Below are 24,779 nucleotides of genomic sequence, written 5' to 3' on the forward strand. Positions count from 1 at the left end.
TGTAATGATTCATTTAAAATCAGTAACAAAAGGCGGTAAAACAAATAACGAATCCTATCCTTTCCATCTACCATTTATTAAAAACTTCAAGGAAATCTCGTTTTCTAATCCCGTAACTATTATCGTTGGTGAAAACGGCACTGGGAAATCAACCTTGCTTGAAGCAATTGCAACCAATATGGGGAGTATATTAATTGGTGGAGAAAATATTGATTCAGATCCAACCCTTGGTCCGGCAAGAGAATTAGGAATGGAGATGAAGTTAGTCTGGACAATAAAAACGAGAAAGGGATTCTTTTTTCGTGCAAATGATTTTATAAATTTTGCAAGTCGTCTTGCTGCCATCAGACAAGAATCAAAAGATACACTTCAAGAAATAAAGAAAAGAGATCCTCACAGTCTGGAAGTTCTACCCTATGCTCGTACTTTGTATGACCTTCAAAATTTATATGGAGAGGGTCTAGACGTTCGGTCGCATGGTGAAAGTTTCTTGGATTTATTTCAAGCTAGGTTCCAGCCAGATGGAATATACATATTGGATGAGCCTGAGGCACCACTCTCTCCGTTAAAACAGTTAACCCTTATTTCTATGATTAATGACATGGTGGTGGAAGGTGGCCAATTTATCATTGCTACACATTCACCTATTTTAATGGCAATTCCAAATGCTGATATTTTCGCCATAATCGAAGATGAATTAAAGCAAGTAGATTATGAAGAAGTAGAGCACGTAAAGTTAACTAGAGATTTTCTTAATAACCCCGAAAGATTTCTACGACACCTAAATTAAGACCCAATATGGGTCTTTTTGATTATTTTCCAATATTTTGAAACCTTTTACGATATATAAACGTCTATATAAGAGAACGAAATTAGAACCTTCAACAATATATTGTACATTATCCTCATAAAAATATTTCCCACTATTATTGGTTCGAGAAGAATAGAAATAGAATTGCGGGCGGAATGGTGCCCTGTTATCAGGGAGGAGAAAATGAGAAAGTTACTAGCAATCTTAGTGTTCTTAATATTATTTACCATAGGTTGTTCATCACAGACGCTACACGATGCCATTAATGGAAAATATGAAAGTCCTGAGATCTTGTATCAGAATGATGATGTAGGGGTTGTCATATTTTTAACGAAGAATAACGATGGAGATTATATTATTTGTCGGAGTTCTTATGAGCGGAACAACTTTAATCGCTATGTATTTGATTCTAATGATGATTTTTCATTCCCAATTGATATCAGTAACAAATCAGAATTTATTTATATGGATATTATCGGAGAGCATACGGAAACGCCACTTCATATGGTTTGGGGGGGGATTTTTCATTATCCTAGTGCAAAACATGTGGCATATAAGGTTCAGAATAATGAAGGTACTGTAATCCAGAATGAAGTAGACATCAATAAAAAACATATCTTTGTCGATATATTAGCAGAAGGTATTGAGGAATCCCATTCGATAACATTTGATGTGATGGACAGAGATGGAAATATATTATTTAGTTATAATTAAAGGCCCCTTTAGTTGAAGGGGCCTTTGCATGTCGTTATTTTGGTGGATTTGTTAGATCCACGGAATTTTCTTGTTTATCAATTGGGACACGCTTGATGAAAAATGCTAAGACCAAAGCTATGGTGACAATCAATGCGGAAACGAAGAAAGAAAAGTTTATCCCGTTTAACATGGCTAAGTTCGATAGCTGTTTCGTCACTTCGACTGAAGACTCCGGATCGATTAAACTCATATCAATCGGTTCCCTCGTTATTTCTTCCAGTCTTGCTTCACTTCGTTTATTCATGACGGTAACTAACAAAGCCGATCCAATCGCACCTGCAACTTGTGACAATGTATTATTCATTGCGGTACCATGTGGATAATCTTTCACAGGTAATTGGTTCAATCCATTTGTCATAACTGGCATATTCACTAAAGACATACCAAATGCACGAATGGAGAACATCAGACCAACGAGTAAATAAGGTGTTGTCATGGAAAGCTTACTGAATATAAGTGTAGTCACGGTAATAATAATTAATCCAACTATACTCAAAGTCTTTGCACCGTGTTTATCGAATAGTCGACCAGATATTGGTGACATAATACCCATCATTAATGCTCCTGGAAGCATTAACAATCCAGCTTCCGTTGGGGAGAACCCACGCACCTCTTGAATATAGAGTGGAATTAAAATCATCCCAGAAAAGAGTGCAAGTGCAATCGTAACAGAAATCGCTGAAGAAAGTGCGAACATCGGATATTTAAAAATACGAAATTCTAATAATGGTTCGTCTAACTTAAATTGGCGTGTAATCAGTAGAACTAAACCGAGAGTACCAGCGGTGATTGTACCGTAAACAATTGGATTGCTCCAGCCTAATTCACCTGCAGAACTGAATCCGTATAATAATCCACCAAACCCAATACTTGATAATAAAATGGATAGTACGTCGAGTTTAATTTTATGTTGTGGTGTGAAGTTCTTTAGACGTAAGACCGCAAATACAAGTGAAAAAATGGCGAATGGTAACACAATAGTGAAGAGCATTCTCCAACCGAGATGTTGCACTATAACACCTGAAAGTGTTGGTCCAAGTGCTGGCGCTACAATCATAACTAAGCCAAAAAAGCCCATCACTTGCCCGCGTTTTTCAATCGGAAATGCTACTAGCATTACATTCATGAGTAATGGCATCATGATAGCCGACCCAGATGCTTGGATCATGCGGGCTGTTAATAAGATACCAAATGTTGGTGAGATACTTGCTAGAAGTGTTCCTAATGTGAACAATCCCATTGCAGCTAGAAAAATGCTGCGGTTTGTAAACCGTTGAATGAAAAATGCACTTGCTGGTATTAGAATACCATTTACTAACATATATCCAGTTGCTAACCATTGTACTTTTGCTGGACTAACAGCAAATTCATTCATGATAGAAGGTAATGCAACATTTAAGAAGGTTTCATTAAGTATCGCTACAAATGCTCCAATAAAAAGTATGGCAATAATACCATAAGGTGGTTTTTGTTCTTGTGATATATTTTCTGTCATTCATTTTCCTACTTTCCGTTTCAAATAAGCACTTAAGTATTTTATACCGATAGTATATTTTTTGCAATGCTAAAATTTAATTTTGTTCTGTTCATTGAAATTAACCCGTTTATACTGTTAAAATAAAATTATACTATCGTTATAATTAGGTGATTATATTGAAAATGAATAAAAGAAAATGGAAGATAATTGATGCAGCCCATCGGCTATTTATTGAGAAAGGATTTCATGCTACTTCGATACAAGACATTTTAGATGAAGCAGAAATCTCAAAAGGGACCTTCTATAATTACTTTACGTCCAAAAATGAATGCCTTTTAGCAATTATTGAATATGTCGAAGCAGAAGGCTATCAGAAGCGAATCGAGCTTGCAATTGGTAAAGACCAACAGGATGAAGAGGTATTTATTAAGCAACTAGCAGTGCGGTTAAATATGAATAAAAAGTATAATATGCTCGCTTTATTTAATCATGTCATGCAACTGGATGATAAAGAAATCAGGAAGTACATGGACAAGCAATATCGTGCAGAGCTGAATTGGGTTTCAAAGCGAATTGCTGACGTGTATACCCCGGGGAAGAATGATTATTCGCTCGATCATGCTGTCATGTTGCTCGGAATGGTACATCACTTTTTGCATGTATGGAAAATGGGGATGGAAGAGGAAGTCGAACCAGAAAAGGTAATTCGTTTTATCCTAAAGCGAATGAAGTCAATGATGAACGATCAAATGAAGTCAGGTGAGAAATTCTTTTCCGAAGAATTGTTTTCTTTCGAATTAAGTGGTGAAGGTAGAGCACAAAGATTGCTCGACTCTTTTATCAAGAAAATAGATTACATTACAAAAAAGGCAGACTCAGAACAACTAGATTACCTTCACTTTCTACAAAAAGAAATAACCTCTGAATCCCCAAGGAAATTTATCATTGAAAGTATGATGCTTTCCTTGAAACATGTTTTTAAAGATACGGAATTGGAGTATGAGATTAGTCAGGTGGTACAACTTGCTGAAAAATATATAAAATGCCAGGAAGGAGAAGAGGTTTAAGTGGGATACGAACAAGCATTAGCAGATTATATTACTGCTACGAATTCACATGATTTTAGAAATGTAAGAAGTATGTTGGCAAAAGATGCGGTATATTGGTTTTCGAATAAAACTTGTAGATCACTAGAGGAAATCCAGCAATATTTCGAAAATGCATGGCAAACCATTAAGGATGAAGTGTATCGTGCGACAGATGTGGAATGGATAGCAACAGAAGAGAATACGGCTACCTGTATCTATACATATCAATATGAAGGTTATTATAATGGGGATTATGTTCAAGGTAGTGGTAGAGCAACGAATGTATTTATAAAGGATGTAGACGGTAGATGGAAGTTAGTACATGAGCATCTGAGTAGATTATAAAGGGTTAAAAAGCCTTATCAGAAATCCTGATAGGGCTTTTTAGTTCAATAAAAAAGCCAAATATCGTCAATTTTGATTATATTCGTAAACGAAAAAGGATTTTCTAAACAAAAGATAGAATTATAGAGAAGGGACATAATGGGGAGTGAAAGAGATGATACGTCTATTAAAACCTACGGACGCTGAACAATATTATGAACTACGACTCGAAGCTTTAAAAGAAAATCCAGAAGCTTTTGCGGCTAGTTACGAGGAAGAGCTAAATAAAGCGAACCCAATTCAATTATATGAGGAAAGATTCAGTAGCCCTAGCCATTATAACTTCGGGGCGTTTGAGGATGAAAAGCTAATTGGTATGGTGTCATTAATCCCTGAAACAAGGGATAAATTAAAGCATAAGGCTAACATTTTTGCGATGTATGTGACTCCAAAATATAGAGGTAAGGATATTGGGAAGGGACTAATAGAGACAGCGATTAAGCAAGCAAAAGAAATTGAGGGGCTGATTACGATTAATCTTACAGTAGTCTCGGTTAATCATGGTGCAAAAGCTCTCTATAGAAAATTTGGCTTCGAAACGTTCGGTCTAGAAGAAAAAGCATTAAAAGTAAAGAATGTTTATTTTGACGAGGAATATATGTCTTTAACATTATAACTTCTTGAGAATTGAGGGAAACAATTGAAATTAACAACTAGTAGAATGACAGACAAGTATGCTATCGAAATTCTGAAATGGAAATATGATAAACCCTATGATTTATACAACAATGTTCTTTCAGGTGATGCCATCATTGAGCTGACAAGTAACGCTTATAAAGCAATACTTTCTGAAAATAGGGTTGTCGGTTTCTATTGTACGGGAAAAGATGCCCAAGTACCTGCTGGAAATGACATAGATGCTTATGAAGATGAGTGTCTCGACATTGGATTAGGGATGCGGCCCGATATGACTGGCAAAGGTTTTGGAACAGCATTTTTTGAATACATTTTGGGAGATGTCAATCGTGAGTCTGTTAAATGTTTGCGGTTAACCGTAGCAGATTTTAATAAACGTGCGATCCGTCTTTATGAGAAGTTTGGCTTTAAAACAGTTAATGAGTTTTGGCGTGGGGAAATGAAGTTTATTGTAATGGTGAAATAGTAACGATTGTTAGTATTAATCACGTAGGAAGTGATATCTTTCAATTATTGGAATAAAATGTAATACATGTAGAATGGGGGGATTAGATGAAGTTTGCGGATAAAGTAGCTTTAATTACTGGTGGCACATCAGGAATCGGTTTTTCTGTTGCAGAACGTCTGATGCGGGAAAGAGCAAAAGTTGTTATTGCTGGTAGAAGTGCTAGTAAAGGGGAAAAGGCATTACAGAAACTAAGAAAAATCCACTCCGATGTTTTATTTGTCCAGACGGATGTTAGTAGATCCTATGAGGTAAAGAAGATGGTAGAAAGTGTAGTAGAGGCTTTTGGGAAACTAGATTATGCTTTTAATAATGCTGGTCATGCGGAAGGAAAACCAGCACTCACTCATGAATTCAGTGAAGTTGATTTTGACAATATGATGGGTGTAACGATTAAGGGAGTTTGGTTGTGTCTAAAGTACGAATTACAAGCAATGCTAAAGAATGAAAGTGGTTCTATTGTAAATACCTCTTCTTTAGACGCTCTAATCTGTTCACCGGGTACAACCGCTTATGCAGCTGGGAAGAGTGGTGTTATCGCATTAACGAAAGCCGTCGCTCAGGAATACGGAGGGAAAGGTATTAGGGTTAATACTTTAACACCTGGTGCGATTAGAACGCCTATGATCGAAGCTAAATTTGAGAACCTATCCGTTGAACAGGGACAATTACTTGAAGAGAAATATAATAGTCTGAACGCATTAGGTAGAATAGGTAAGCCTGAAGAAGCAGCGTCTACTGTAATGTGGTTGTTTTCAGATGAAGCAAGCTTTATTACAGGGCAAAATATAATTGTAGATGGTGGAGTCAGCTTTGTTGGGTAAGAAAGGGGAAAAAAAGAGACTGAGTGGGATTAACCATCTATTATTTTCCGTATCTGACTTAACTAACTCTATTGATTTCTATGAGAAAGTCTTTAATGCTAAGCTATTAGTAAAAGGAAGAACAACAGCTTATTTTGATTTAGGTGGTCTATGGATTGCTTTAAATGAAGAAAAAGACATACCTCGAAATGAGATACATAAATCTTATACGCATATCGCATTTTCTATTGATGAAAAGGATTTTGATTCCTATTATGAAAAGCTAAAGAGACTAAATGTTACGATATTAACAGGAAGAGAACGAGATTCTCGGGATAAGAAATCGATTTATTTTATTGATCCAGATGGGCATAAATTCGAATTCCATACGGGGAATTTGGAAGATAGATTGGCTTATTATAAGGAAGCTAAGCCTCATATGGATTTTTTTATAGAATAAGGGGGATATAATTTGGGGAATACAAAAGAAATTATTGAGTCTTATAATCAAAAAGCAAATGAAAGAGACAGGTTAACTGTACAGGATTGGAAGGTAGCAGAACGTAATACGTTCTTATCATTCCTGCATAAGGAAAACAAGAAGAGCTTGTTAGAAATTGGCGCAGGGCCAGGGAAGGATAGTCTTTTTTTTCAGGAGAAAGGGTTAGAAACTTTCGCTACGGATATTTCTGTTGAGATGATTAAACTGTGTAAGGAAAAGGGTTTAACAGCTAAAGTAATGGACTTTGCAGATCTTGATTTTCCTGATAATCACTTTGATGCTATTTGGTCCCTAAATTGCTTGCTACACGTTCCTAAAATGGAAATAAGAGGGGTACTGCAGGAAATAAAAAGAGTATTAAAACCATCTGGTTTATTTTATATGGGCGTTTACGGTGGAGAGAATCATGAAGGGATATGGGAAGAAGACCACTATACTCCAAAGAGGTTTTTTTCATTTTTTGAGGATGAAACGATAAAGGAATTAGTTTCGGAGTTTTTTACTATCGAATATTTTGAGGTTATCCCGAAAGAAGTGGTTGGAGGAAAATTTCAATTTCAATCAATTATTCTGAGAAAGTAACATTATAAGGAAAATGTATCCGGATCATTATTAATTTTTTAATATTGATCTTATTTTTTTGAAATATACCTTGTGCAGCGATGTATTATTTGTTAATCTTATGAAAAGAGGTGATTGAAATGGATAAGGATTTAATGCGTGGGAGTATTGACATCCTTTTGCTTTCTTTGATTGCAAAAAAAGATACCTATGGCTACGAAATAGTAAAAGACCTTAGAGAATATAGTAATGAAATATACAATATGAGTGAAGGAACATTGTACCCAGCACTAAAACGGTTGGAAAAGAAAAATTGGATTGAATCGTATTGGGGTGACTCCGACACTGGTGGTAGACGTAAATATTACAGAATAACGGTTGATGGTGAAAAGGAGCTGCGTGCTAAAGCTAACGAATGGTTTCAAGTAAGTGACTTAATCAATGTATGTTTGGAGGGAGTAAATTGGAAAAGGAATTTGAAGTCTACATAGCGAAAATTGTGAAGAGGTTGGATTGTAGTGAGCGGGAAAGGGAGGAAATTGCAGAAGAAATCCAAGATCATTTGATACTATTGAGGAGAGAATTCCTTGAGAAAGGGAATACAGAGAGGGATGCTGTTAAGTTAGCGATCTCAACATTTGGAAATGAGAAAAAGATAAGTGAGGAATTACAGCATGAAATGTCTCCTTATTTAAAATTTATAAGACTGTTTGCTGTTATAATATGCAGTGCATTAACCGTTTTGATGATCCACAAAGGAATTACCCTTTGGAATATGGGTAGTTCTGTTGATGGTCAGGGGATTGGGATTTATTTCTTATCTTTTGAAATTAATGATAGAGTACCAGAACAAAGTATACCAAGGTATGCTATTGGATTTTTTGTAGCTAGTATTATAACAGCACTTGTACCAATTGCACTTGTTGCTAAGAAGGTTCTAGCCTATAGATAATCGATTTTAAAAAAGCTTGGGGTGGTAGCTTACCCCCAAGCTTCGTATCTTTTATTCAAATCCAAGTTGTTCTATTTGATCCATGAAACTTGTAATACTTTCAATGGTTTGGACAATCTCAGTGTTTTTCAACTCTTCTAGAGCAATTTCCCCATTGGATTGCACTTGATCTATCGTTTCGAGTAATTTCTCATTTTGTGCTGTGATATCATCATGAATACCTTCTGCTAAGGCAGGAACTTCAATGGAATTAAATTCTTGAATAGTTCCTTCAATCTCAGTAAGTTTCCCATCTAAATCTGCGGTATTGCCTTGATTCATTAACGTTTGAATTTCTTCAGCTGCTGTACTAAGCTCATTCAAGTATTCTGTTGTTTCGGTAGCGTAGTTTATCGTATTTTGAGTATCTTCTAAAAAACCACATCCTGATAGGAATAATACGGCTGTGAAAATAATCATACTAACTAGTTTCTTCATTTATATATAATCTCCTTCGTTTAAGAATCAACCACTTTAAGAATAACATGGATGGAAGATTAAAACATTTTTTCAAAAAAATATTGACCTCAAATTATTACCCTGTTATATTATATATAACCAAAAGGTTATACGTTGGAGGTGAGTGAATCAATGTCTGATATTTATCGAGCTTTAGGTGATGCAACAAGACGGCGCATTATAACGATGCTTAAAGAAAGAAGTATGACCCAAAAAGAGATTGTCGAGGCATTTGATATCTCTCAACCAGCTATTAAGAAGCATCTAAATGTTCTATTAGAAGAGAAAATTATCTCTGCAACGGTTCAAGGGAAATATCGACTGTATAACTTGAATTTAGATATGCTACAAAGGGCATACAATGAGATGCTTCATTTCATCGGAGAACTACTTGATGATCAGCTTGCCAGCTTGAAAAATTATGTGGAAAAAGGGGAAATGCAGGATGGCGAAAGTTAAAGATTCAGTGAGAAGAGAAATTGTAGTGCAGGCATCACTAGAAAGAGTTTGGGAGGCACTAACTAAGCCGGAACACCTTAATCGCTGGTACACGAAAGAGGCTGAAATAGATTTTCGTATCGGTGGAAAAGGATATATGAATCACGGTTGGGGCGCTACGTCTGAGGGTGTTTACAAAGAAATTGACGCAATGAAACGATTTGTATTAGAAAGTCCAGATGGGGATTTTAGAACCATAACGGAATTAGTCGAGGTGGAAGATGGTATTAAAGTAAGTATTGAATATCGAGCTACCTTTATTTCGGAAATGGATGAGGCGGCTAAAGAAAATATGTTATTTGGTACTGGACAGTTTTTAGAAAATCTAAAAAGTGTTTACGAGACTGGACATGATAATCGTAACAATCTATGGAGAACATGGATAGGTGTTTCCCATACTACGAATCAAGGCGGCAGTGGTACGAAAATCCTTCGAGTAAAGGAAGGAAGCACCGCTGCGAAAGCGGGAGTAAGAATAGGTGATATTATAACCGATATTGATGATGAGAAAGTGTTAGGCTATGAGTATTTTGAAAGATTAATCAACTCGAAGTCAATAAACCAGACTGTAATGTTACATGTAGTACGTGGATCTGAAGAATTGGATTTAGCATGTGAAGTCGATACATATCCAGTTCCATATTAAATTTGGACTTTCCATAGGAGGGGAATCATGAGTAACATTCTTAACCGATTTGAAAAAGCAGTAGTAGATATAATTCAACTAAAGGAAATTGAGGAAGCGAGATTGCTAGAATCAATAAGTGAGGGAAAGTGGTCGATTCGGGATATTGTAGCACATCTTTATTATTGGGATAAGTTCAATCTCGAGAATATGTTACCTTACATGACTGATGGAGCAAATTTACCAGTTTTTCCCGATCATGATACACATAATGCAGAGGGTTTAGCCTTGTTAAGGGATCATTCAATAGAATCAATTGTAGACCTTTTTGTTAAAGAAAGAAGAAAACTAATTGAACAATTGAATATGATTGATGACGATATTAGATTTACAATTGGAAAAGGTAAAAGGAAATTTTCTGTAGAAAGCTTTGCTAAAATATTTTTAGAGCATGATCTACATCACCTGAAGCAAATTAATTTGAAATTATTGGCTTAGAGAAATTACTTCAGGGTTAGTAAGGCCGAAATGTTATACCCATATGGATTAGAATTCAATATATCCAATTAACAGAGACGAAACGCCTTCACTTAATAAGAGAAGGCGTTTGTTGTATATTAATTATAATAATGGTTTTTAATCATGAAGAGATAATTGAAGAATTAAACCAGAAATATTCTATCAGTCTAGACATTTCTGCTCGATTGATTCATAATTTAGAAAATTACTAATTAGGAGGAGGAGTAAATGCAGACTAGTAGTTTTCGGTTAAGAGAAAATATATCTAGAATCTTCATGACTAGTGTATCCATTGCTGGTAGTTTATTGATATTAACTCATTTAATGAATGTCGAAGTACCACATAACCCTATTATTCTCCTGCTTTTTTCTGTCTATATCATTATTTGCGAGTATTTTCCTATCCCTGTTTGGAAGGGGAATACGACGTTAACATTTCCAATTATAGTGACTTTGTATTTGCTGTATGGACTAAGCTGGACCATTGTTATTTATGGTCTTGCGGTATTGCTCGTGAACATTCTAAGTAGGCGACCATTACGTATTGTTCTATTTAATCCTACAACTCTAGTTTTGAGTTTCTTTATAGGAGTAAAAGTAATGGAAAGTCTAGACTTTTATATTCATTATGATTCATTAGTATTAGATAGTTTTGTTTCTTATAGTATTCTTCTAATTGTATTTATAATAGTGAATAATCTAATGGTAGATATTGTGCTATGGCTACGCCCACAAACATACTTTGGAAAAGCGTGGATGCAAAAAAATATAGTAGAAGGTTACAGTGCAATTATTTCCCTCGTATATGGTTTTATGGTATTTCTACTTGGCAATGAGAGAAAAGAGGTTCTTGATTTCTATTCCTTTTTCTTCTTCTTTTCTCCACTGGTAGGTTTTTCGTTGCTTAGTGCGGTAATTACACGATTAAGAAAAGAAAAGAATAGATTAAAAGCTCTATTTTCAGTCACTACTGATTTAAACAAATTGGTACCAACCAATAGATTTATAAGTATTATGGACTCAAGCTTTCAGAAGCTAATTGATGTTGATGCTGAAATGCTGTGGTTGAAAGAGAATGATAGTTGGGAGGTTCAACATATTAATGGCATGGTGCAATCAACTGAGCCACTCTCTTCTGAGCTTATTCAACTAGTGAATACAGTTACCAAACCAGTCTTAATTGATAACAGAAGGAATGACATTGGGATTGCAGATGCGTATTTTGATTACGATCTAAAGTCTTTTATTTATGCGCCTCTCGTTATAGAAAATGGCCAAGTCGGGATGCTTATCGTTGGTAGAAGCAGAACGAAAAGCTTTTCTGAAGATGATTTAAGTTCAGTTGCAACTTTTGCTAATCAACTAGCAATCGCGGTAAAGACACAGTCACTGATTAAGGAAAAGGAGAAACGCTTACTACTTGAAGAACGTAATCGAATTGCTAGAGAAATCCATGATGGGATTGCCCAATCCCTAGCTGGAGCGATTATGAATTTGGAAACAGCCGAACGAAAATTTCCTCATCACCCAAACGAAACCATACAAATCGTTTCTGATAGTACTAAAAAATTGAGAGATAGTTTAAAAGAAATACGTCAATCTATTTATGCATTGAGACCTTATCCAACCGAACAAGTAGGGCTAGTCCCAGCAATGAAAAATGTCATTCAGTCACTTGAGAAAGAGGGTGGTCTAGATATAAGATTTGAAATAAGAGGAAAAGAAGTAAGCCTTAGTTCGGTGGTAGAAAAGTTGTTATTTGAAGTGTTTCAAGAGGGTATGGCAAATAGTGTTAAGCATAGTAGGACAAAGCGAATAGATGTCTTATTAGGGTACCAATCTGAACAAATATTACTAAAAATAAAAGATTACGGTATAGGATTTTCATTGATAGAAGAAGTGATTCGAGCAAAGAGTACGCCACATTTTGGCATATTGAATATGAATGAGTCCGTAGAAAAAGTAAATGGATCCTTGCAAATTGATAGTAAGGATGGGGAAGGAACGGAAATTACCATAATCGTCCCAATAGCAAATTTAGGAAGGGGGAAGGAATATGATTCGAGTTTTGTTAGTTGATGATCATGCAGTTCTAAGAGATGGATTGAAAAATATTATTGGTATGGAAGATGATATAACAGTAATTGGAGAAGCTGTGTCCGGTTCAGAAGCGTTAAAGAAAGTGGAAGAACTTCAGCCAGACTTAGTCTTGCTAGACATTAATATGCCTAATGGGACCGGTATAGAAATTATACCTCAAATTAAACAGAGAAGTCCCCATGTTAAAGTTTGTATATTAACCATGTATAGTCATGAAGAATATTTTATGACAGCCATTCGTGAGGGGGCAGATGGTTATTTACTAAAGGACTCTCCATCAGAAGAAGTTGTTTCTGCCATTAGGAATGTGGCTAGTGGCCAATCTGTCATTCATCCTTCTATGACCAAGGCGCTAATTTCAATTCATCAGCAACCCCAATCACAGGAAAACGAGTTAAGTGCTAGGGAAAAGGAAGTACTGCTCTGTCTGTTGGAAGGGATGAGTAATAAGGAGATTGCTTCCAAACTATTTATCAGTGATAAGACAGTTAAAATACATATTAGTAAAATTTTTAAAAAGTTTGGGGTAAAGAGTCGGTCTCAAGTGATTATATATGCCGTACAAAATCAAGTTGTCCCTGTTCCTGATAATTTTAAGAACAATTAACTGAAAGCACTAGTGTATTACTACTTTTGGCTAATCAAAAATAGTTCTTTAAAGGGCAGTTTTTATATCTTTTGATTGATAGAAAAGCGTCCCCACTTATTCCATAATTAAGAAAAGTAACTATACTTTTAAAAATGGAGGGGACTAGATGAATAAATTATTAAAGTGGATTGCAGTAATCGGGGCTTCACTTATTCTTTTAACAGTAGGTATAAAACAGACCGACGCAAATATAGAGCAAGCAACTTTGGATCCATTATTATTGGATGCGATTGCTGAAGGGTTAAATGAATTTCAGGTTATTGTAACATTTGAGGGTGATCAAGCTCCAACAGAAGCTAATCTAAATGTATTAGAAGAATTAGGAATTACGGAAGGTATCTCTCTTAATTCCTTACCAATGGTAGCAACTATTCTTACCAAAAGCCAAATTGAGGCTTTGAAAGAAGAGGGTATGGTTCGATCTATTTTTCTAAATAAAAAGCTAGAATATTTTAATGAAGATTCTCGTAATATTACTGGAGTTGAGGAAGTTCGAACAGATAATGATATGCGAGTTCAAAATGGTGGACTACCCGTTACTGGGAAAGGAATAGGTGTCGTAGTCAATGATAGTGGGGTTGACGGTTTACACCAAGACATCGAGTTTGGCAATCATTTAGTTCAAAATGTTATGGCTAACGCAAATCTTAGTAGTTTAGCTCCTGGTATTTTACCGATTACATACCTGGAGAATGTTCCGAGCACCGATACCAATTCTGGTCACGGTACCCATGTAGCTGGGACTGTTGGTGGAACAGGTGAAATGTCAGGTGGGAAATATGAAGGTGTTGCTCCTGGTGCAGATCTAATTGGTTATGGTTCTGGTGCGGCGCTATTTATTTTAGATTCACTTGGTGGGTTTGATTACGCAATTACTAATCAAGCGCAATACGATATTAGAGTTATTACGAATTCTTGGGGATCATCAGGTGACTTTGATCCAGATGACCCAGTAAATATCGCAAGTAAAAAGGCGTTTGACCGTGGTATCACCGTGCTATTTGCAGCTGGAAACTCCGGTCCTGGTGAAAATACCCATAATCCGTATGCAAAAGCACCTTGGGTCATTTCGGTTGCGGCTGGAGAAAAAGACGGTACATTAGCTGACTTTTCTTCCCGAGGAACAAAAGATGTTGGTGGAACATTTACAGCAGATGGAGAAACATGGGAGTGGAAGGATGAGCCTTCTATTACGGCACCAGGAGTAGATATTATTTCAACCCGTGCAGTGTCGCCAATTCCGCTACTAGCGACCGATTTGGATTTAGAATTAATTGATCCAGCGCATATACCTTACTATACAACAATGAGTGGAACATCCATGGCTACTCCACATGTAGCAGGTGTAGTCGCATTAATGCTTGAGGCAAATCCACTCCTTTCACCAGATGAAGTGAAAAATATCTTACAACAAACTGCAACAAATATGCCAGGGTATGAATCTTGGGAAGTTGGTGCTGGTTATGTGAATGCCCATGCAGCAGTGGAAGCAGCATTTAATTCTGTTGATAATTATGGAAGTACGGTCAATATGTTTAAGACATTTAATAGTAGTGTAGAATCAAGTACATCTTCACAAGATTTTACTGTTGACTATAACCCAATTACCGCTGTTTCAACAAATCAATATACTTTTGAGGTCGAAGAGGGTGTAGCGAGTTTAGAAGCAAGAGTGGATGTTGGAGGTCTATTACAACAGACTGGTAATCCGCTAAACTTAGTATTGATAGCGCCTGATGGAACTGAATATAGTTCAGGGATTAGCTTATTATTTGCAATAGAATGGGCAAGAACTGTCTCCGTTAATGCACCTCAAGCAGGTACTTGGGCAGTGGAAGTTCGTGGTTTACGAGGTGTGGAGGAGAATCCATTAGGAATTGGGTTACCGGAAACCGTTCAAGGAACCATAAAAAGTACAACAATTAGTGGTTTTTCTGGGTTGAATGATATTGAAGGTCATCCAGCAGCTTCAGCAATTCAAATGGGTGTGAAGGAGCAATTGTTTGACGGCTATGCGAATGGAAAGTTTAAGCCGAATAAAGCAATAACGCGTGGAGAATTAGCAGAGTCATTAGTAATGGGAGCTGGTATCCGCCAAGCCTTACCTAGTGAGGATGGACTTTCACCAGTTGAATCTGCGGTAACACAGCAAGGTGCTGCCATTCGCGATGCAGCACAAGTACAAAATGGCGTTATGCTACTGGATAGCAACGGTGCTTTCAATGCAGATGCTAGCGTTACTAGAGCAAGTCTTGCCTATTCGTTCGTTCAAAGTCTTGGCCTTCAGGATATGGCGATGGAGTCTGTTGATCAAGTTACAGTTCAGTACGGAGACCAACGTATACCTATCCAAGACGCTAGAGATATCCCAGAGGAATGGAAAGGATATGTTCAATTAGCGTTAGATTTGAATATATTAAATGCGTCATTTGACGTAGAACAAGGACCATTTGATCTTAAACCAACTATTACTGCAACCTTTTCACCAAATCAAAATGTAACAAGAGGTGAATTTGCGGTTGCGATGACTCGATATTATAATGCTTTTTTCAAGTAGTAGCTAAGAATTAATGAATTTGATTCCTCCCCAACCAGCACTGAATTTTAGTGCTGGTTTTTTATTTGTTAAGAAGCATATTCCTTTAGTTATCTGTACTAAGGAAAACGAATCAGATAAAAGTAATATAATTCCATTTAAAGTAAAAATTGTAAATAAAGATAACTAGTGTGTCCAAAAGGCTACAAAAGTATGGCATCAAAAGTCCTTTAATAAAGGGAAGATTGTTACTATTAGGCGATAGTATTCTTCTTCTCCTTTCTCCATAATAAATTTATATCCAAATATTCGAAATAGGAGGAGAATACATGAAGTATATTATTAAACTTGTCTTAGTAATTGGTGTGATCGGCCTTTTCTTTACGTATAACGTAAAGGATACAGAAGCAACGTTAGACCTGACAAAGCTTGGGCCGACACTAGTTGAAGAGCTATCGAAAGGGTTAAGTGAATATCAGGTTATCGTTACCTTTGAGGGGGAGGAAGAGCCATCATTAATAAATTTAGAGCTACTAGAGGATCTTGGGGTAACGAAGGCGATATCTTTATCCTCTTTACCAATGGTAGCAACTGTTCTGACGGAATCACAAATTGAAGCATTACAGAACGAAGCTTCCGTTCGCTCTATTTATTTAAATAAAAAAATGGAGTACTTTAATGAAGACTCAAGAAATATCACAGGTGTCGTGGATGTGCGTAATGATGCCAATATGATTGATCAAAATGGTGGATTACCTGTGACGGGTGAAGGTGTTGGTGTTGTGGTGAATGACAGTGGGGTAGACGGGCTTCATGCTGATGTTCAATTTGGCGATAATCTAGTTCAAAACGTTGCGGCAAATGTGAATTTGGCAAGCCTTGCTCCTGGACTTTTACCCGTGACCTATTTAGAAAATGTACCAAGCACCGATGTGTTATCCGGACATGGTACACATGTAGCGGCAACAGTAGGAGGTTCTGGTGAGCTTTCCGATGGGAAATATGAAGGAGTTGCTCCTGGGGCCGATTTAATTGGATATGGTTCTGGGGCAGCTGTCCTCATGTTAGATGCTCTAGGTGGATTTGATTATGCGTTAGAGCATAAGGATGAGTACAATATTAAAGTTATTACGAATTCATGGGGATCTTCTGGGGATTTTGATCCGAATGATCCAATTAATATTGCTAGTAAGCAAGCATTTGATGCTGGGATTACGGTTCTGTTTGCTGCTGGTAATGAAGGACCAACAGAAAATACACATAATCCATATGCCAAGGCACCATGGGTCATTTCTGTAGCGGCAGGTAACAAAGATGGCTTAACACTTGCAGATTTTTCATCTAGGGGTACAGAAGGTGTTGGTGGGACGTTTGAAATCGATGGTGAGACTTGGGAGTGGAAGGATGAACCAACTGTAACAGCACCAGGTGTTGATGTAATATCTGCCCGTGGAGTATCACCACTACCGTTACTAGCAACAAGTACGGATTTAGCTTTAATATCACCATTGCATCTACCTTTTTACACTACTATGAGTGGTACTTCCATGGCAACACCTCATGTGGCTGGTATTGTAGCGCTAATGTTAGAAGCTAATCCATCATTAACTCCTGATGATGTTAAGAGTATATTGATGCAAACAGCAACTGATATGCCGGGATATGAGTCTTGGGAAGTTGGAGCGGGTTACGTCAATGCGTACTACGCAGTAGAAGCAGCATTTTCACATTAATAAACACATTCCATGGGATAAGCGAAATTCTCGCTTATCCTTTTTTTAAAAAGATAAGAAAGTATAAATTCAGAGATGTCTAGCTCCGGGCGCCTGCGACTAGCGAGACTTCCCTCACCTCCGTACGATAAGTCAACATCGACTCCCTCCGGTCATCGTGTTTCCTTTATCTCCTACGGCTCAGTCCAGTCCGTACGTCGCAAAGCGGGCTCCCTGCGCTTTTCTTTTGTTGTCACAAAACTAGCCACTCAATCGTTCTATTAGTAAATGCAGAAGGAGTTGTAAATAATGAAAGAATTAACTTGTGTCGTAATTGGTGGTGGCTATGCTGGTATACATGCCGTTAAAGCAATTCAGAAAAGGTTGCAAAATAAGCAAGCATTACGAGTCATATTAATCAATGCCAAACCTTATCATGTTAAGAAGGTATTGTTATTTAAACCCGCAGCTCAAGAAACTCCTATAAAAGTACCGTTAAAGCAAATCTTTCCAGAAGATGTAGATATTGTTCAAGGTAACGTTTTCTCTGTTGATTATATAAAAAAGTCCATTGCAATTAGGAACGATAAAGAGGAGCAGCAGCAAATAAATTATGATTTTTTAGTAATAGCTGCTGGAAGTTCTTTTCAACAGCTAATTGAGGTGCGTGGTGGGATTAGTCTATCTAGTTATGAGAATGCTCAGCGCATTCGCCAACAATGGTTGAATAATTTACGTATAGCTAAGGAAACAAAAGACCCTATGGAGCGTAAAAGGCTTTTAACTATTGCAGTAGCAGGAGCAGGTATTAGTGGTATAGAAACATCGGCTTATCTAGCAGAGCAAGTAAGAAATACTGCTGAATCTAATGACTTCAACCTAGAGGAAGTCCGTGTCTTACTAATTAATTCCAAGGAACGGCTATTTGTTGATGGACCTAAAAAATTAAGTGGAAAATTGGAAAAAAGGCTAAACAAGTTGGGGGTTAAAGTCATTCATGATGAAAAGGTTGTTAGGGTGAAAGAAGGAAAAGTAGATTTAGAAAATGGTAACAGTATTCCAACGGGATTATGCATCTGGACGACAGGCTTGATCCCGAATCCCAACCTTGCTTCTTGGGGCTTGCCTTTAACCGAAGACGGTAGATTAGTAGTGGATAGCTCCTATCGGGTGAAAGGTATGGATAGCATATACAGTATAGGGGATTGTGCAAGAATAATCGACCCTAGTACCGGGGTTGAAGATAAGATGACCTGTAAGGAAGCAACCATCCAAGCTAGAAGATTAGGAAAGGTCATCCGAGCCGATATCTACCAAAAAAAAGCACCAGTTCATCAAACGCCAATAACAACCTATTGCTTTGGACTTGGTGAGAAGAAGGGGTTAGTCTGGGTAGCGTTACCTAAGCTCGATCTATATTTATCAGGAAAAATTGGCTATTGGATAAGAAAAACAACCTGGGATATTGCTAGTTTGGTAAAATAAGAGAAAAGCAGGTACTGGAGTGTGTGATAAATGGAGATAGACCAGTTGTACCAAAACTATAAGCCCTTACTTTTCACCTTAGCTTATCAATTAACAGGAACTAGATCCGATGCAGAGGATGTTGTCCAGGATGTATTCGTAAAGTTGCATGGGATGGATGTGCAGCGTTTAGAACATGAAAAAGCTTATCTCTGCAAAATGGTAACCAATCAGTGCTTGGATTATTTGAAGTCTGCAAGAATGAAGAGAGAACAGTATGTTGGTACATGGTTGCCAGAGCCGGTTAGAACAACTCCTGAAGATTTAAGCGATATAGTGATCCAAAATGATTTGTTATCGTACGCCATGCTCGTCGTAATGGAACGGTTAACAAACGTAGAAAGGGCTGTATTTGTCCTGAAAGAGGCCTATTCCTTTGATTACCGGACCATTGCAGAAATGGTAGATAAGAGTGAGGTGAACTGCCGTAAGCTATATAGCCGGGCAAAGGAAAAACTAGGAACCGATAAAGAAATGATGAATCCTCAACAGATAGATAAAAAGTGGATGGAGAACTTGCTATCCGTCTTACAGGTAGGCGATATAGAGCAATTATTACCACTATTATCCGAGGATGTTACTGTTTACTCCGACGGGGGAGGAAAAGTTCCAGCAGCTGTACATCCTATCCGCACGCCAGAACTGGTACTTCGCTTCTTAGGCGGTTTATTAAAACGACTTCCGATGTTTGGAGAGAGTACACGTTTTAAAGCGATATCTATTAATGGCGAGGAAGGGCTCGTTTTATACAATGATCAAGAAATTATATTAGTCGCCATGTTTGAATTGGATTCCAATCTATTAAAAAATATATACTTTATACGAAATCCAGATAAGCTAGAAATATTAAAACACCAACTGATTAATACAGTACAATAAATGGAATTGAAGATGTCTGAATCTTTTTATATTCATATTTACTATTGATTTCGTCGGATTTTGTCGGTATACTAAATAACAATTTCATACGATTTTCATATAATCGCAGGGATATGGCCTGCAAGTTTCTACCAGCTTACCGTAAATGAGCTGACTATGAAAAGTACTAGAATAAAATACAATCCGTATTGGGATTGTATAATTGTTCTATTTTTTCGACAGCCTTTTAGCTCGAAAACATTACTTTTTCATAGTGATGTTTTCGAGCTTTTTTTATTGAAAATTCGTCTGGAAATTCTCCTAGAAGGGAAAGATTCTGTGAAACTATTAAAGCAAGCAATAATGGAAAAGGGAAGGGTTTTGTCTAATGATGTGCTCAAGGTAGATGCCTTTTTGAATCATCAGATTGATCCGGAATTGATGCAAGAAATTGGGAAAGAATTTACAGAACGATTTAAGGATGAAGGCATTTCTAAGATTCTAACAATCGAATCATCAGGTATTGCACCTGCTATGATGGCGGGACTGTATTTAGGAGTACCTGTTGTTTTTGCTAGAAAAAGAAAATCATTAACATTAGTGGATGGTTTGTTTACGGCAAAGGTTCACTCCTTTACTAAAAAGGAGACGAATGAAATCTCTGTATCTAGCGAATATTTGCTTGCAGGTGATGTTGTGTTAATTATTGATGATTTTCTAGCTAACGGTCAAGCAGCACGTGGCTTAGTAGACATAGTGAAACAGGCCAACGCAACCTTAGCGGGAGTTGGTAATGTCATAGAGAAAGGATTTCAGGCTGGTGGAGATTTACTACGGGAGCAAGGCATTCGAGTGGAGTCCTTAGCCATCATCGATTCATTAGAAAATAATCAAATCACGTTTCGGGAGGAATAATAGATGAAAACAGCGGCACTTGGTATTCAACATGTATTAGCGATGTATGCGGGGGCAATATTAGTCCCATTAATTGTTGGTGGAGCACTCGGCCTAACGCCTGAACAGCTAACGTATTTAGTAGCAATCGATATTTTGATGTGTGGCGTTGCTACATTACTTCAAGTGGTTACAAATCGATTCTTTGGTATTGGTTTACCGGTTGTTCTTGGTTGTACTTTTACGGCAGTTGGACCGATGATTGCTATTGGTAGTCAATCTGGTATTAATGCTATGTATGGAGCAATCATTGTTTCTGGATTAATCGTTGTACTAGTTAGTGGTATTTTTGGTAAGCTTGTACGATTCTTCCCACCGATTGTGACAGGAACAGTAGTTATGATAATTGGTGTAACATTAATTCCGGTTGCTATTAATGACCTTGGTGGTGGACAAGGTGCGGAAGACTTTGGATCACTTTCTAATATTGCGCTTGGATTTGGGACATTGATTTTTATCGTTTTAATGTACCGATTTTCAAAAGGTTTTGTTCGTTCGATTTCTATACTAATTGGTTTAGTCGGAGGAACAGTTGTTGCTGCTTTTATGGGTAAGGTTGATTTCAGTGCTGTTCGTGACGCTACTTATTTTAAATTACCGGAGCTTTTCTATTTTGGAATGCCTACTTTCGAGTGGTCAGCGATATTAACTTTGACGTTAGTTGCATTAGTTTCATTGGTAGAATCTACTGGTGTTTATTTTGCATTAAGTGATATGACAGATAAAAAGCTATCAGAGAAGGACTTATCAAAAGGTTATCGTGCAGAAGGTCTGGCGATTTTCTTTGGTGGGCTCTTCAATGCTCTTCAATACACAACGTACTCCCAAAATGTAGGGCTTCTTCAGTTAACAGGTGTAAAAACTCGTAAGGTAATAATTGTAGCTGGAATTATGTTAATTGGTTTAGGGTTAATTCCTAAAATTGCTGCTTTAACAACGATTATTCCAACTTCTGTTTTGGGTGGAGCTTGTATTGCGATGTTCGGTATGGTTATTTCACAAGGGATCAAAATGCTAAGCAAAGAAATCTCTCAATCTACTGGGAATTCAATGATTGTTGCTTGTTCGGTTGGTATGGGATTAGGTGTTACCGTTGTTCCTGAGCTATTCGCCCAACTACCAAACAGTGTTCAGATATTAACAAGTAATGGAATTGTGGCAGGAAGTATTACGGCAATCGTGCTGAATATTGTATTTAATATGTTGCCATCCAAACAACCCATTGCAGTTCTACAAGAAAAAGAAGCATAGGATATTATAGAAGGAACTCTCATGATACTCATGGGAGTTTTTTAGTTAGCAATACATTTAGTTATCCCATTAATTATCTAAATAATAACAAAATTTTTCTAATTTGTTATGATGGTAGAATTTTATGGTAAAATTTATTGGAATCATAAATTATGGTATTTAGGAAGAGGTTCGTAGGATGTTAAATTTGACCAAGGTACAAGTAAAAGAAGAAGAGGTATTACATAATTTAATACAATTTTACATCTATGAGTTCAGCAAATACATTCCAACGATTAGAATGGAGGAGAATGGTGCATATAAGCCATTTAATTTACAGAAATATTGGGATGAAAACAACTTTCATGCATATTTTATCAAGCTAGAAAATGAATTGATTGGATTTACGCTTGTGGAAAGTGCAACGGAGTCTGAACCTAACACCATTGAAGAGTTCTTTATTATGGCTAAACATAGTGGTAATGGCTACGGGAAGGAAATTGCTAAAAAGTTATTCCATATGTTTCCTGGTGATTGGTTTATTACTCAAATTGAAAACAACAAGCCTGCTCATGCATTTTGGTATGGATTAATAAAAGAAATTACTAATGATAGATTCTCGGAGCGATTTCAAGAGGGAATGTATATCCAAGAGTTTAATACAAAACAAGTTTGTAATTTACAATAAGGAGAGCGTTGAGAGAAATCGCAAAGGGGGAGATGGGCATTGAAAAAGAAGAAAAAGATTTTCCTGACAATAGTAGTTGTAGCCATTATATTTGGAGGACTATATGCTACTACATACATACCTAAAAAGCTTATTTCTATAAACCCATCCGAAGTATCAAAATTAGAGATCTTCGACGGCAATCAGGGTAAGGCACTAACTGTAAGCGATGGAGAACATATAAAACATATCATAACTAATCTTAATGGAATCACGTTTAGCAAAGGGAAATCTAGTTTAGGATACTTGGGTTATCGTTTTCGAATGACGATTTACGATGAAGACGGGGATGAACAGAAAGTACTGATCATTAATAGTAATGATAAAGTAAGATATAAAGGTTTTTTCTATACGGATCCAACTAAGCGCATTGATATTGATTATATTGACAGTCTCTTTTAGAAGGAAAAACATTAAGTGAATATACCGTGGTTACTGACGGGAAAACATTAGAGGAGCTTGTTTTGTACAAGCTCCTCTTTTTATAGAAAAAATTAATTATTTGCTTCTAATTTATTGTAAGCACCGTGCATAACAGGGCCAACGTAATCATTTAACTGCCAACCATGTTTGATAGCTGCAGAAACAAATTTCTTTGCATTTGTGACAGCATCTAATACGGATTGTCCATTAGCAAGATTTGCTGTAATGGCAGCTGCAAAGGTACAACCAGCACCATGGTTATAGGTCGTGTCAATTTTTTCACTTTCTAGCAATGTAAAGTCTTTTCCGTCAAAGAACAAGTCAACTGCGTTTTCGTGTTGAATTGCTCTTCCGCCTTTAATTACAACATTTTTCGCGCCTAGTTCATGGATTTTTACTGCAGCTTCTTTCATATCATCAATAGTTCTAATTGGACCAGAAGTTTGCGCTAATTGCCATGCTTCAAAAAGGTTTGGAGTTGCAACTAAAGATACTGGAAGAAGTACTTCACGCATTGCATCGGTATTCTCAGGTAATAGAAGTTCATCTTCACCTTTACATACCATTACTGGATCTAGAACATATTTATCAATATTATGCTCTCTAATTTTTCTTGCACCGAGCTCTATTACGTCTACAGTACCAAGCATACCAGACTTCATTGCGTCTACACCGACGGATAGTACGGTTTCTAATTGTTTTTCTACTACACCTACATCGATCGTAGTTACATTGTGATTCCAACCATTTGGTTCCATTGTTACGATAGAAGTTAATGCATTCATTCCATATACACCATGCTCTTGGAATGTCTTCAGGTCAGCCTGAATGCCGGCCCCACCACTTGTATCAGAACCTGCTAGGGTTAATGCTTTTTTCAATGCCATGATAAATCCCCCTTAATATTAAGCCTACACATTCACTAGGATATAATATTTTACCGATAAAATAAAGGATACAAACTTAGGGTTCCCTTAATAAGTATAAAATACTTTAACAATAGTATAAGAGCTTGTAAAATAGTAATAATAGATGATACTGCAACTAGACTAAGTAGCCTCCCAAGATAAGTTTGTTTATTTTTGGGAGGTATTATTTTTATTGGGGGTTATACATATGGCAACGATTGAAGACTTTATGGAGCTAGATTTTCGCATAGGTACGGTAATAAAGGCAGAGCCTTTTCCTGAGGCACGTAAGCCAGCAATTAAGTTAGAAATTGATTTTGGTGAACTAGGCATTAAACAATCTTCAGCACAAATTACGAAACGTTACGAAACTGAGCAATTAATTGGCAGACAGGTAGTTGCTGTTGTTAATTTTCCACCTAGAAGAATTGCAGGATTCAAATCTGAGGTCTTAGTCCTTGGTGGCGTTCCGTCAGAAGATGACGTTGTGTTGTTACGGCCAGATGAAGTAGTGGAAAATGGAACGAAAATATCCTAGCTAAG

General features: G+C 36.9%; 28 protein-coding genes and 1 riboswitch. Of the genes, 25 read left to right on the forward strand and 3 right to left on the reverse strand.

All coding sequences use genetic code 11. The features are described from left to right. Positions 1–4 precede the first annotated feature (4 nt). Positions 5–790, forward strand: coding sequence for an AAA family ATPase (locus TE34_RS00160; protein WP_047982801.1), 786 nt, complete (start codon positions 5–7; stop codon positions 788–790). Positions 791–994: 204 nt separating this feature from the next. After that, complete coding sequence (locus TE34_RS00165) at positions 995–1,525, forward strand: hypothetical protein (RefSeq protein WP_047982802.1); 531 nt, start codon at positions 995–997, stop codon at positions 1,523–1,525. Between the two features lie 34 nt (positions 1,526–1,559). Here TE34_RS00165 and TE34_RS00170 read toward each other — a convergent pair whose 3' ends face one another. Continuing rightward, positions 1,560–3,062, reverse strand: a complete 1,503-nt coding sequence (locus TE34_RS00170) for a DHA2 family efflux MFS transporter permease subunit (RefSeq protein WP_047982803.1) — start codon at positions 3,060–3,062, stop codon at positions 1,560–1,562. Between the two features lie 164 nt (positions 3,063–3,226). Here TE34_RS00170 and TE34_RS00175 point away from each other — a divergent pair, with 164 nt between their 5' ends. The 9 genes from TE34_RS00175 (at position 3,227) to TE34_RS21350 (ending at position 8,475) form a co-directional block, all read left to right on the forward strand. Beyond that, positions 3,227–4,111 carry a TetR/AcrR family transcriptional regulator gene (locus TE34_RS00175; protein WP_053074913.1) on the forward strand — a complete coding sequence of 295 codons (885 nt, stop codon included), beginning with the start codon at positions 3,227–3,229 and terminating at the stop codon, positions 4,109–4,111. Beyond that, positions 4,112–4,477: a YybH family protein gene (locus TE34_RS00180; RefSeq protein WP_047982804.1), complete on the forward strand. Its 366-nt coding sequence runs from the start codon at positions 4,112–4,114 to the stop codon at positions 4,475–4,477. It begins immediately after the preceding gene. A 154-nt stretch (positions 4,478–4,631) separates the two neighbouring features. Continuing rightward, positions 4,632–5,132 (forward strand): GNAT family N-acetyltransferase, encoded by a 501-nt coding sequence (locus TE34_RS00185; protein ID WP_047982805.1) that lies wholly within the window; start codon positions 4,632–4,634, stop codon positions 5,130–5,132. A gap of 24 nt (positions 5,133–5,156) precedes the next feature. Next, positions 5,157–5,618 carry a GNAT family N-acetyltransferase gene (locus TE34_RS00190; protein ID WP_157037551.1) on the forward strand — a complete coding sequence of 154 codons (462 nt, stop codon included), beginning with the start codon at positions 5,157–5,159 and terminating at the stop codon, positions 5,616–5,618. Positions 5,619–5,704: 86 nt separating this feature from the next. Continuing rightward, positions 5,705–6,481 carry a glucose 1-dehydrogenase gene (locus tag TE34_RS00195; protein WP_047982806.1) on the forward strand — a complete coding sequence of 259 codons (777 nt, stop codon included), beginning with the start codon at positions 5,705–5,707 and terminating at the stop codon, positions 6,479–6,481. Between the two features lie 19 nt (positions 6,482–6,500). Beyond that, a complete protein-coding gene (gene fosB, locus TE34_RS00200) occupies positions 6,501–6,920 on the forward strand; it encodes a metallothiol transferase FosB (RefSeq protein WP_407944344.1) in 420 nt (139 codons plus the stop codon). A gap of 12 nt (positions 6,921–6,932) precedes the next feature. After that, positions 6,933–7,544, forward strand: coding sequence for a class I SAM-dependent methyltransferase (locus TE34_RS00205; RefSeq protein ID WP_047982808.1), 612 nt, complete (start codon positions 6,933–6,935; stop codon positions 7,542–7,544). A 119-nt stretch (positions 7,545–7,663) separates the two neighbouring features. Continuing rightward, positions 7,664–8,014: a PadR family transcriptional regulator gene (locus TE34_RS00210; RefSeq protein ID WP_047982809.1), complete on the forward strand. Its 351-nt coding sequence runs from the start codon at positions 7,664–7,666 to the stop codon at positions 8,012–8,014. Continuing rightward, positions 7,987–8,475 (forward strand): permease prefix domain 1-containing protein, encoded by a 489-nt coding sequence (locus tag TE34_RS21350; RefSeq protein WP_236687080.1) that lies wholly within the window; start codon positions 7,987–7,989, stop codon positions 8,473–8,475. Before TE34_RS00210 ends, TE34_RS21350 begins: the two co-directional genes overlap by 28 nt. Before the next feature lie 51 nt (positions 8,476–8,526). On the opposite strand, the gene TE34_RS00220 is transcribed toward TE34_RS21350, so the two are convergent. Then, a complete protein-coding gene (locus TE34_RS00220; RefSeq protein WP_047982810.1) occupies positions 8,527–8,952 on the reverse strand; it encodes a DUF6376 family protein in 426 nt (141 codons plus the stop codon). A gap of 153 nt (positions 8,953–9,105) precedes the next feature. Between TE34_RS00220 and TE34_RS00225 the strand changes: the two genes are divergently transcribed. The 13 genes from TE34_RS00225 (at position 9,106) to TE34_RS00285 (ending at position 23,307) form a co-directional block, all read left to right on the forward strand. Beyond that, entirely contained in the window at positions 9,106–9,432 is a 327-nt protein-coding gene (locus TE34_RS00225) for a metalloregulator ArsR/SmtB family transcription factor (protein ID WP_047982811.1), read from the forward strand. Beyond that, positions 9,419–10,117 (forward strand): SRPBCC family protein, encoded by a 699-nt coding sequence (locus tag TE34_RS20120; RefSeq protein WP_053074914.1) that lies wholly within the window; start codon positions 9,419–9,421, stop codon positions 10,115–10,117. Before TE34_RS00225 ends, TE34_RS20120 begins: the two co-directional genes overlap by 14 nt. Positions 10,118–10,144: 27 nt before the next feature. Further along, positions 10,145–10,594, forward strand: a complete 450-nt coding sequence (locus TE34_RS00235; protein ID WP_047982812.1) for a DinB family protein — start codon at positions 10,145–10,147, stop codon at positions 10,592–10,594. A 249-nt stretch (positions 10,595–10,843) separates the two neighbouring features. Further along, positions 10,844–12,694, forward strand: coding sequence for a GAF domain-containing sensor histidine kinase (locus TE34_RS00240; RefSeq protein ID WP_047982813.1), 1,851 nt, complete (start codon positions 10,844–10,846; stop codon positions 12,692–12,694). Beyond that, a complete protein-coding gene (locus tag TE34_RS00245) occupies positions 12,672–13,322 on the forward strand; it encodes a response regulator (protein WP_047982814.1) in 651 nt (216 codons plus the stop codon). The genes TE34_RS00240 and TE34_RS00245 overlap by 23 nt, the downstream gene beginning before the upstream one ends. Positions 13,323–13,470: 148 nt before the next feature. After that, entirely contained in the window at positions 13,471–15,921 is a 2,451-nt protein-coding gene (locus tag TE34_RS00250) for a S8 family serine peptidase (RefSeq protein ID WP_053074915.1), read from the forward strand. 308 nt (positions 15,922–16,229) lie between these two features. Beyond that, the gene (locus TE34_RS00255; RefSeq protein ID WP_047982815.1) at positions 16,230–17,633 is read left to right on the forward strand and encodes a S8 family serine peptidase; all 1,404 of its coding nucleotides are present in this window, start codon (positions 16,230–16,232) and stop codon (positions 17,631–17,633) included. Between the two features lie 288 nt (positions 17,634–17,921). Continuing rightward, the gene (locus tag TE34_RS00260; protein ID WP_047982816.1) at positions 17,922–19,097 is read left to right on the forward strand and encodes an NAD(P)/FAD-dependent oxidoreductase; all 1,176 of its coding nucleotides are present in this window, start codon (positions 17,922–17,924) and stop codon (positions 19,095–19,097) included. Positions 19,098–19,127: 30 nt separating this feature from the next. Further along, a complete protein-coding gene (locus TE34_RS00265; protein ID WP_053074916.1) occupies positions 19,128–20,015 on the forward strand; it encodes an RNA polymerase sigma-70 factor in 888 nt (295 codons plus the stop codon). Positions 20,016–20,090: 75 nt separating this feature from the next. Beyond that, positions 20,091–20,192: riboswitch (purine riboswitch) on the forward strand. Positions 20,193–20,333: 141 nt separating this feature from the next. After that, positions 20,334–20,909: a xanthine phosphoribosyltransferase gene (locus TE34_RS00270; protein ID WP_047982911.1), complete on the forward strand. Its 576-nt coding sequence runs from the start codon at positions 20,334–20,336 to the stop codon at positions 20,907–20,909. A 3-nt stretch (positions 20,910–20,912) separates the two neighbouring features. After that, on the forward strand, positions 20,913–22,199 hold the full coding sequence (locus TE34_RS00275; RefSeq protein ID WP_047982817.1) for a nucleobase:cation symporter-2 family protein: 1,287 nt from the start codon (positions 20,913–20,915) through the stop codon (positions 22,197–22,199). Positions 22,200–22,377: 178 nt separating this feature from the next. After that, positions 22,378–22,866: a GNAT family N-acetyltransferase gene (locus TE34_RS00280; protein ID WP_047982818.1), complete on the forward strand. Its 489-nt coding sequence runs from the start codon at positions 22,378–22,380 to the stop codon at positions 22,864–22,866. A gap of 39 nt (positions 22,867–22,905) precedes the next feature. Continuing rightward, entirely contained in the window at positions 22,906–23,307 is a 402-nt protein-coding gene (locus TE34_RS00285; protein ID WP_047982819.1) for a hypothetical protein, read from the forward strand. Positions 23,308–23,399: 92 nt separating this feature from the next. Here TE34_RS00285 and pdxK read toward each other — a convergent pair whose 3' ends face one another. Continuing rightward, positions 23,400–24,215: a pyridoxine/pyridoxal/pyridoxamine kinase gene (gene pdxK / locus TE34_RS00290; RefSeq protein ID WP_047982820.1), complete on the reverse strand. Its 816-nt coding sequence runs from the start codon at positions 24,213–24,215 to the stop codon at positions 23,400–23,402. 229 nt (positions 24,216–24,444) lie between these two features. Between pdxK and csaA the strand changes: the two genes are divergently transcribed. Then, on the forward strand, positions 24,445–24,774 hold the full coding sequence (gene csaA / locus TE34_RS00295; protein ID WP_047982821.1) for a chaperone CsaA: 330 nt from the start codon (positions 24,445–24,447) through the stop codon (positions 24,772–24,774). Positions 24,775–24,779 lie beyond the last annotated feature (5 nt).

Origin of the sequence: Ornithinibacillus californiensis (assembly GCF_001038485.1) — a bacterium.
In the GTDB taxonomy this organism is placed as follows: Bacteria; Bacillota; Bacilli; order Bacillales; family Amphibacillaceae; genus Ornithinibacillus; species Ornithinibacillus californiensis.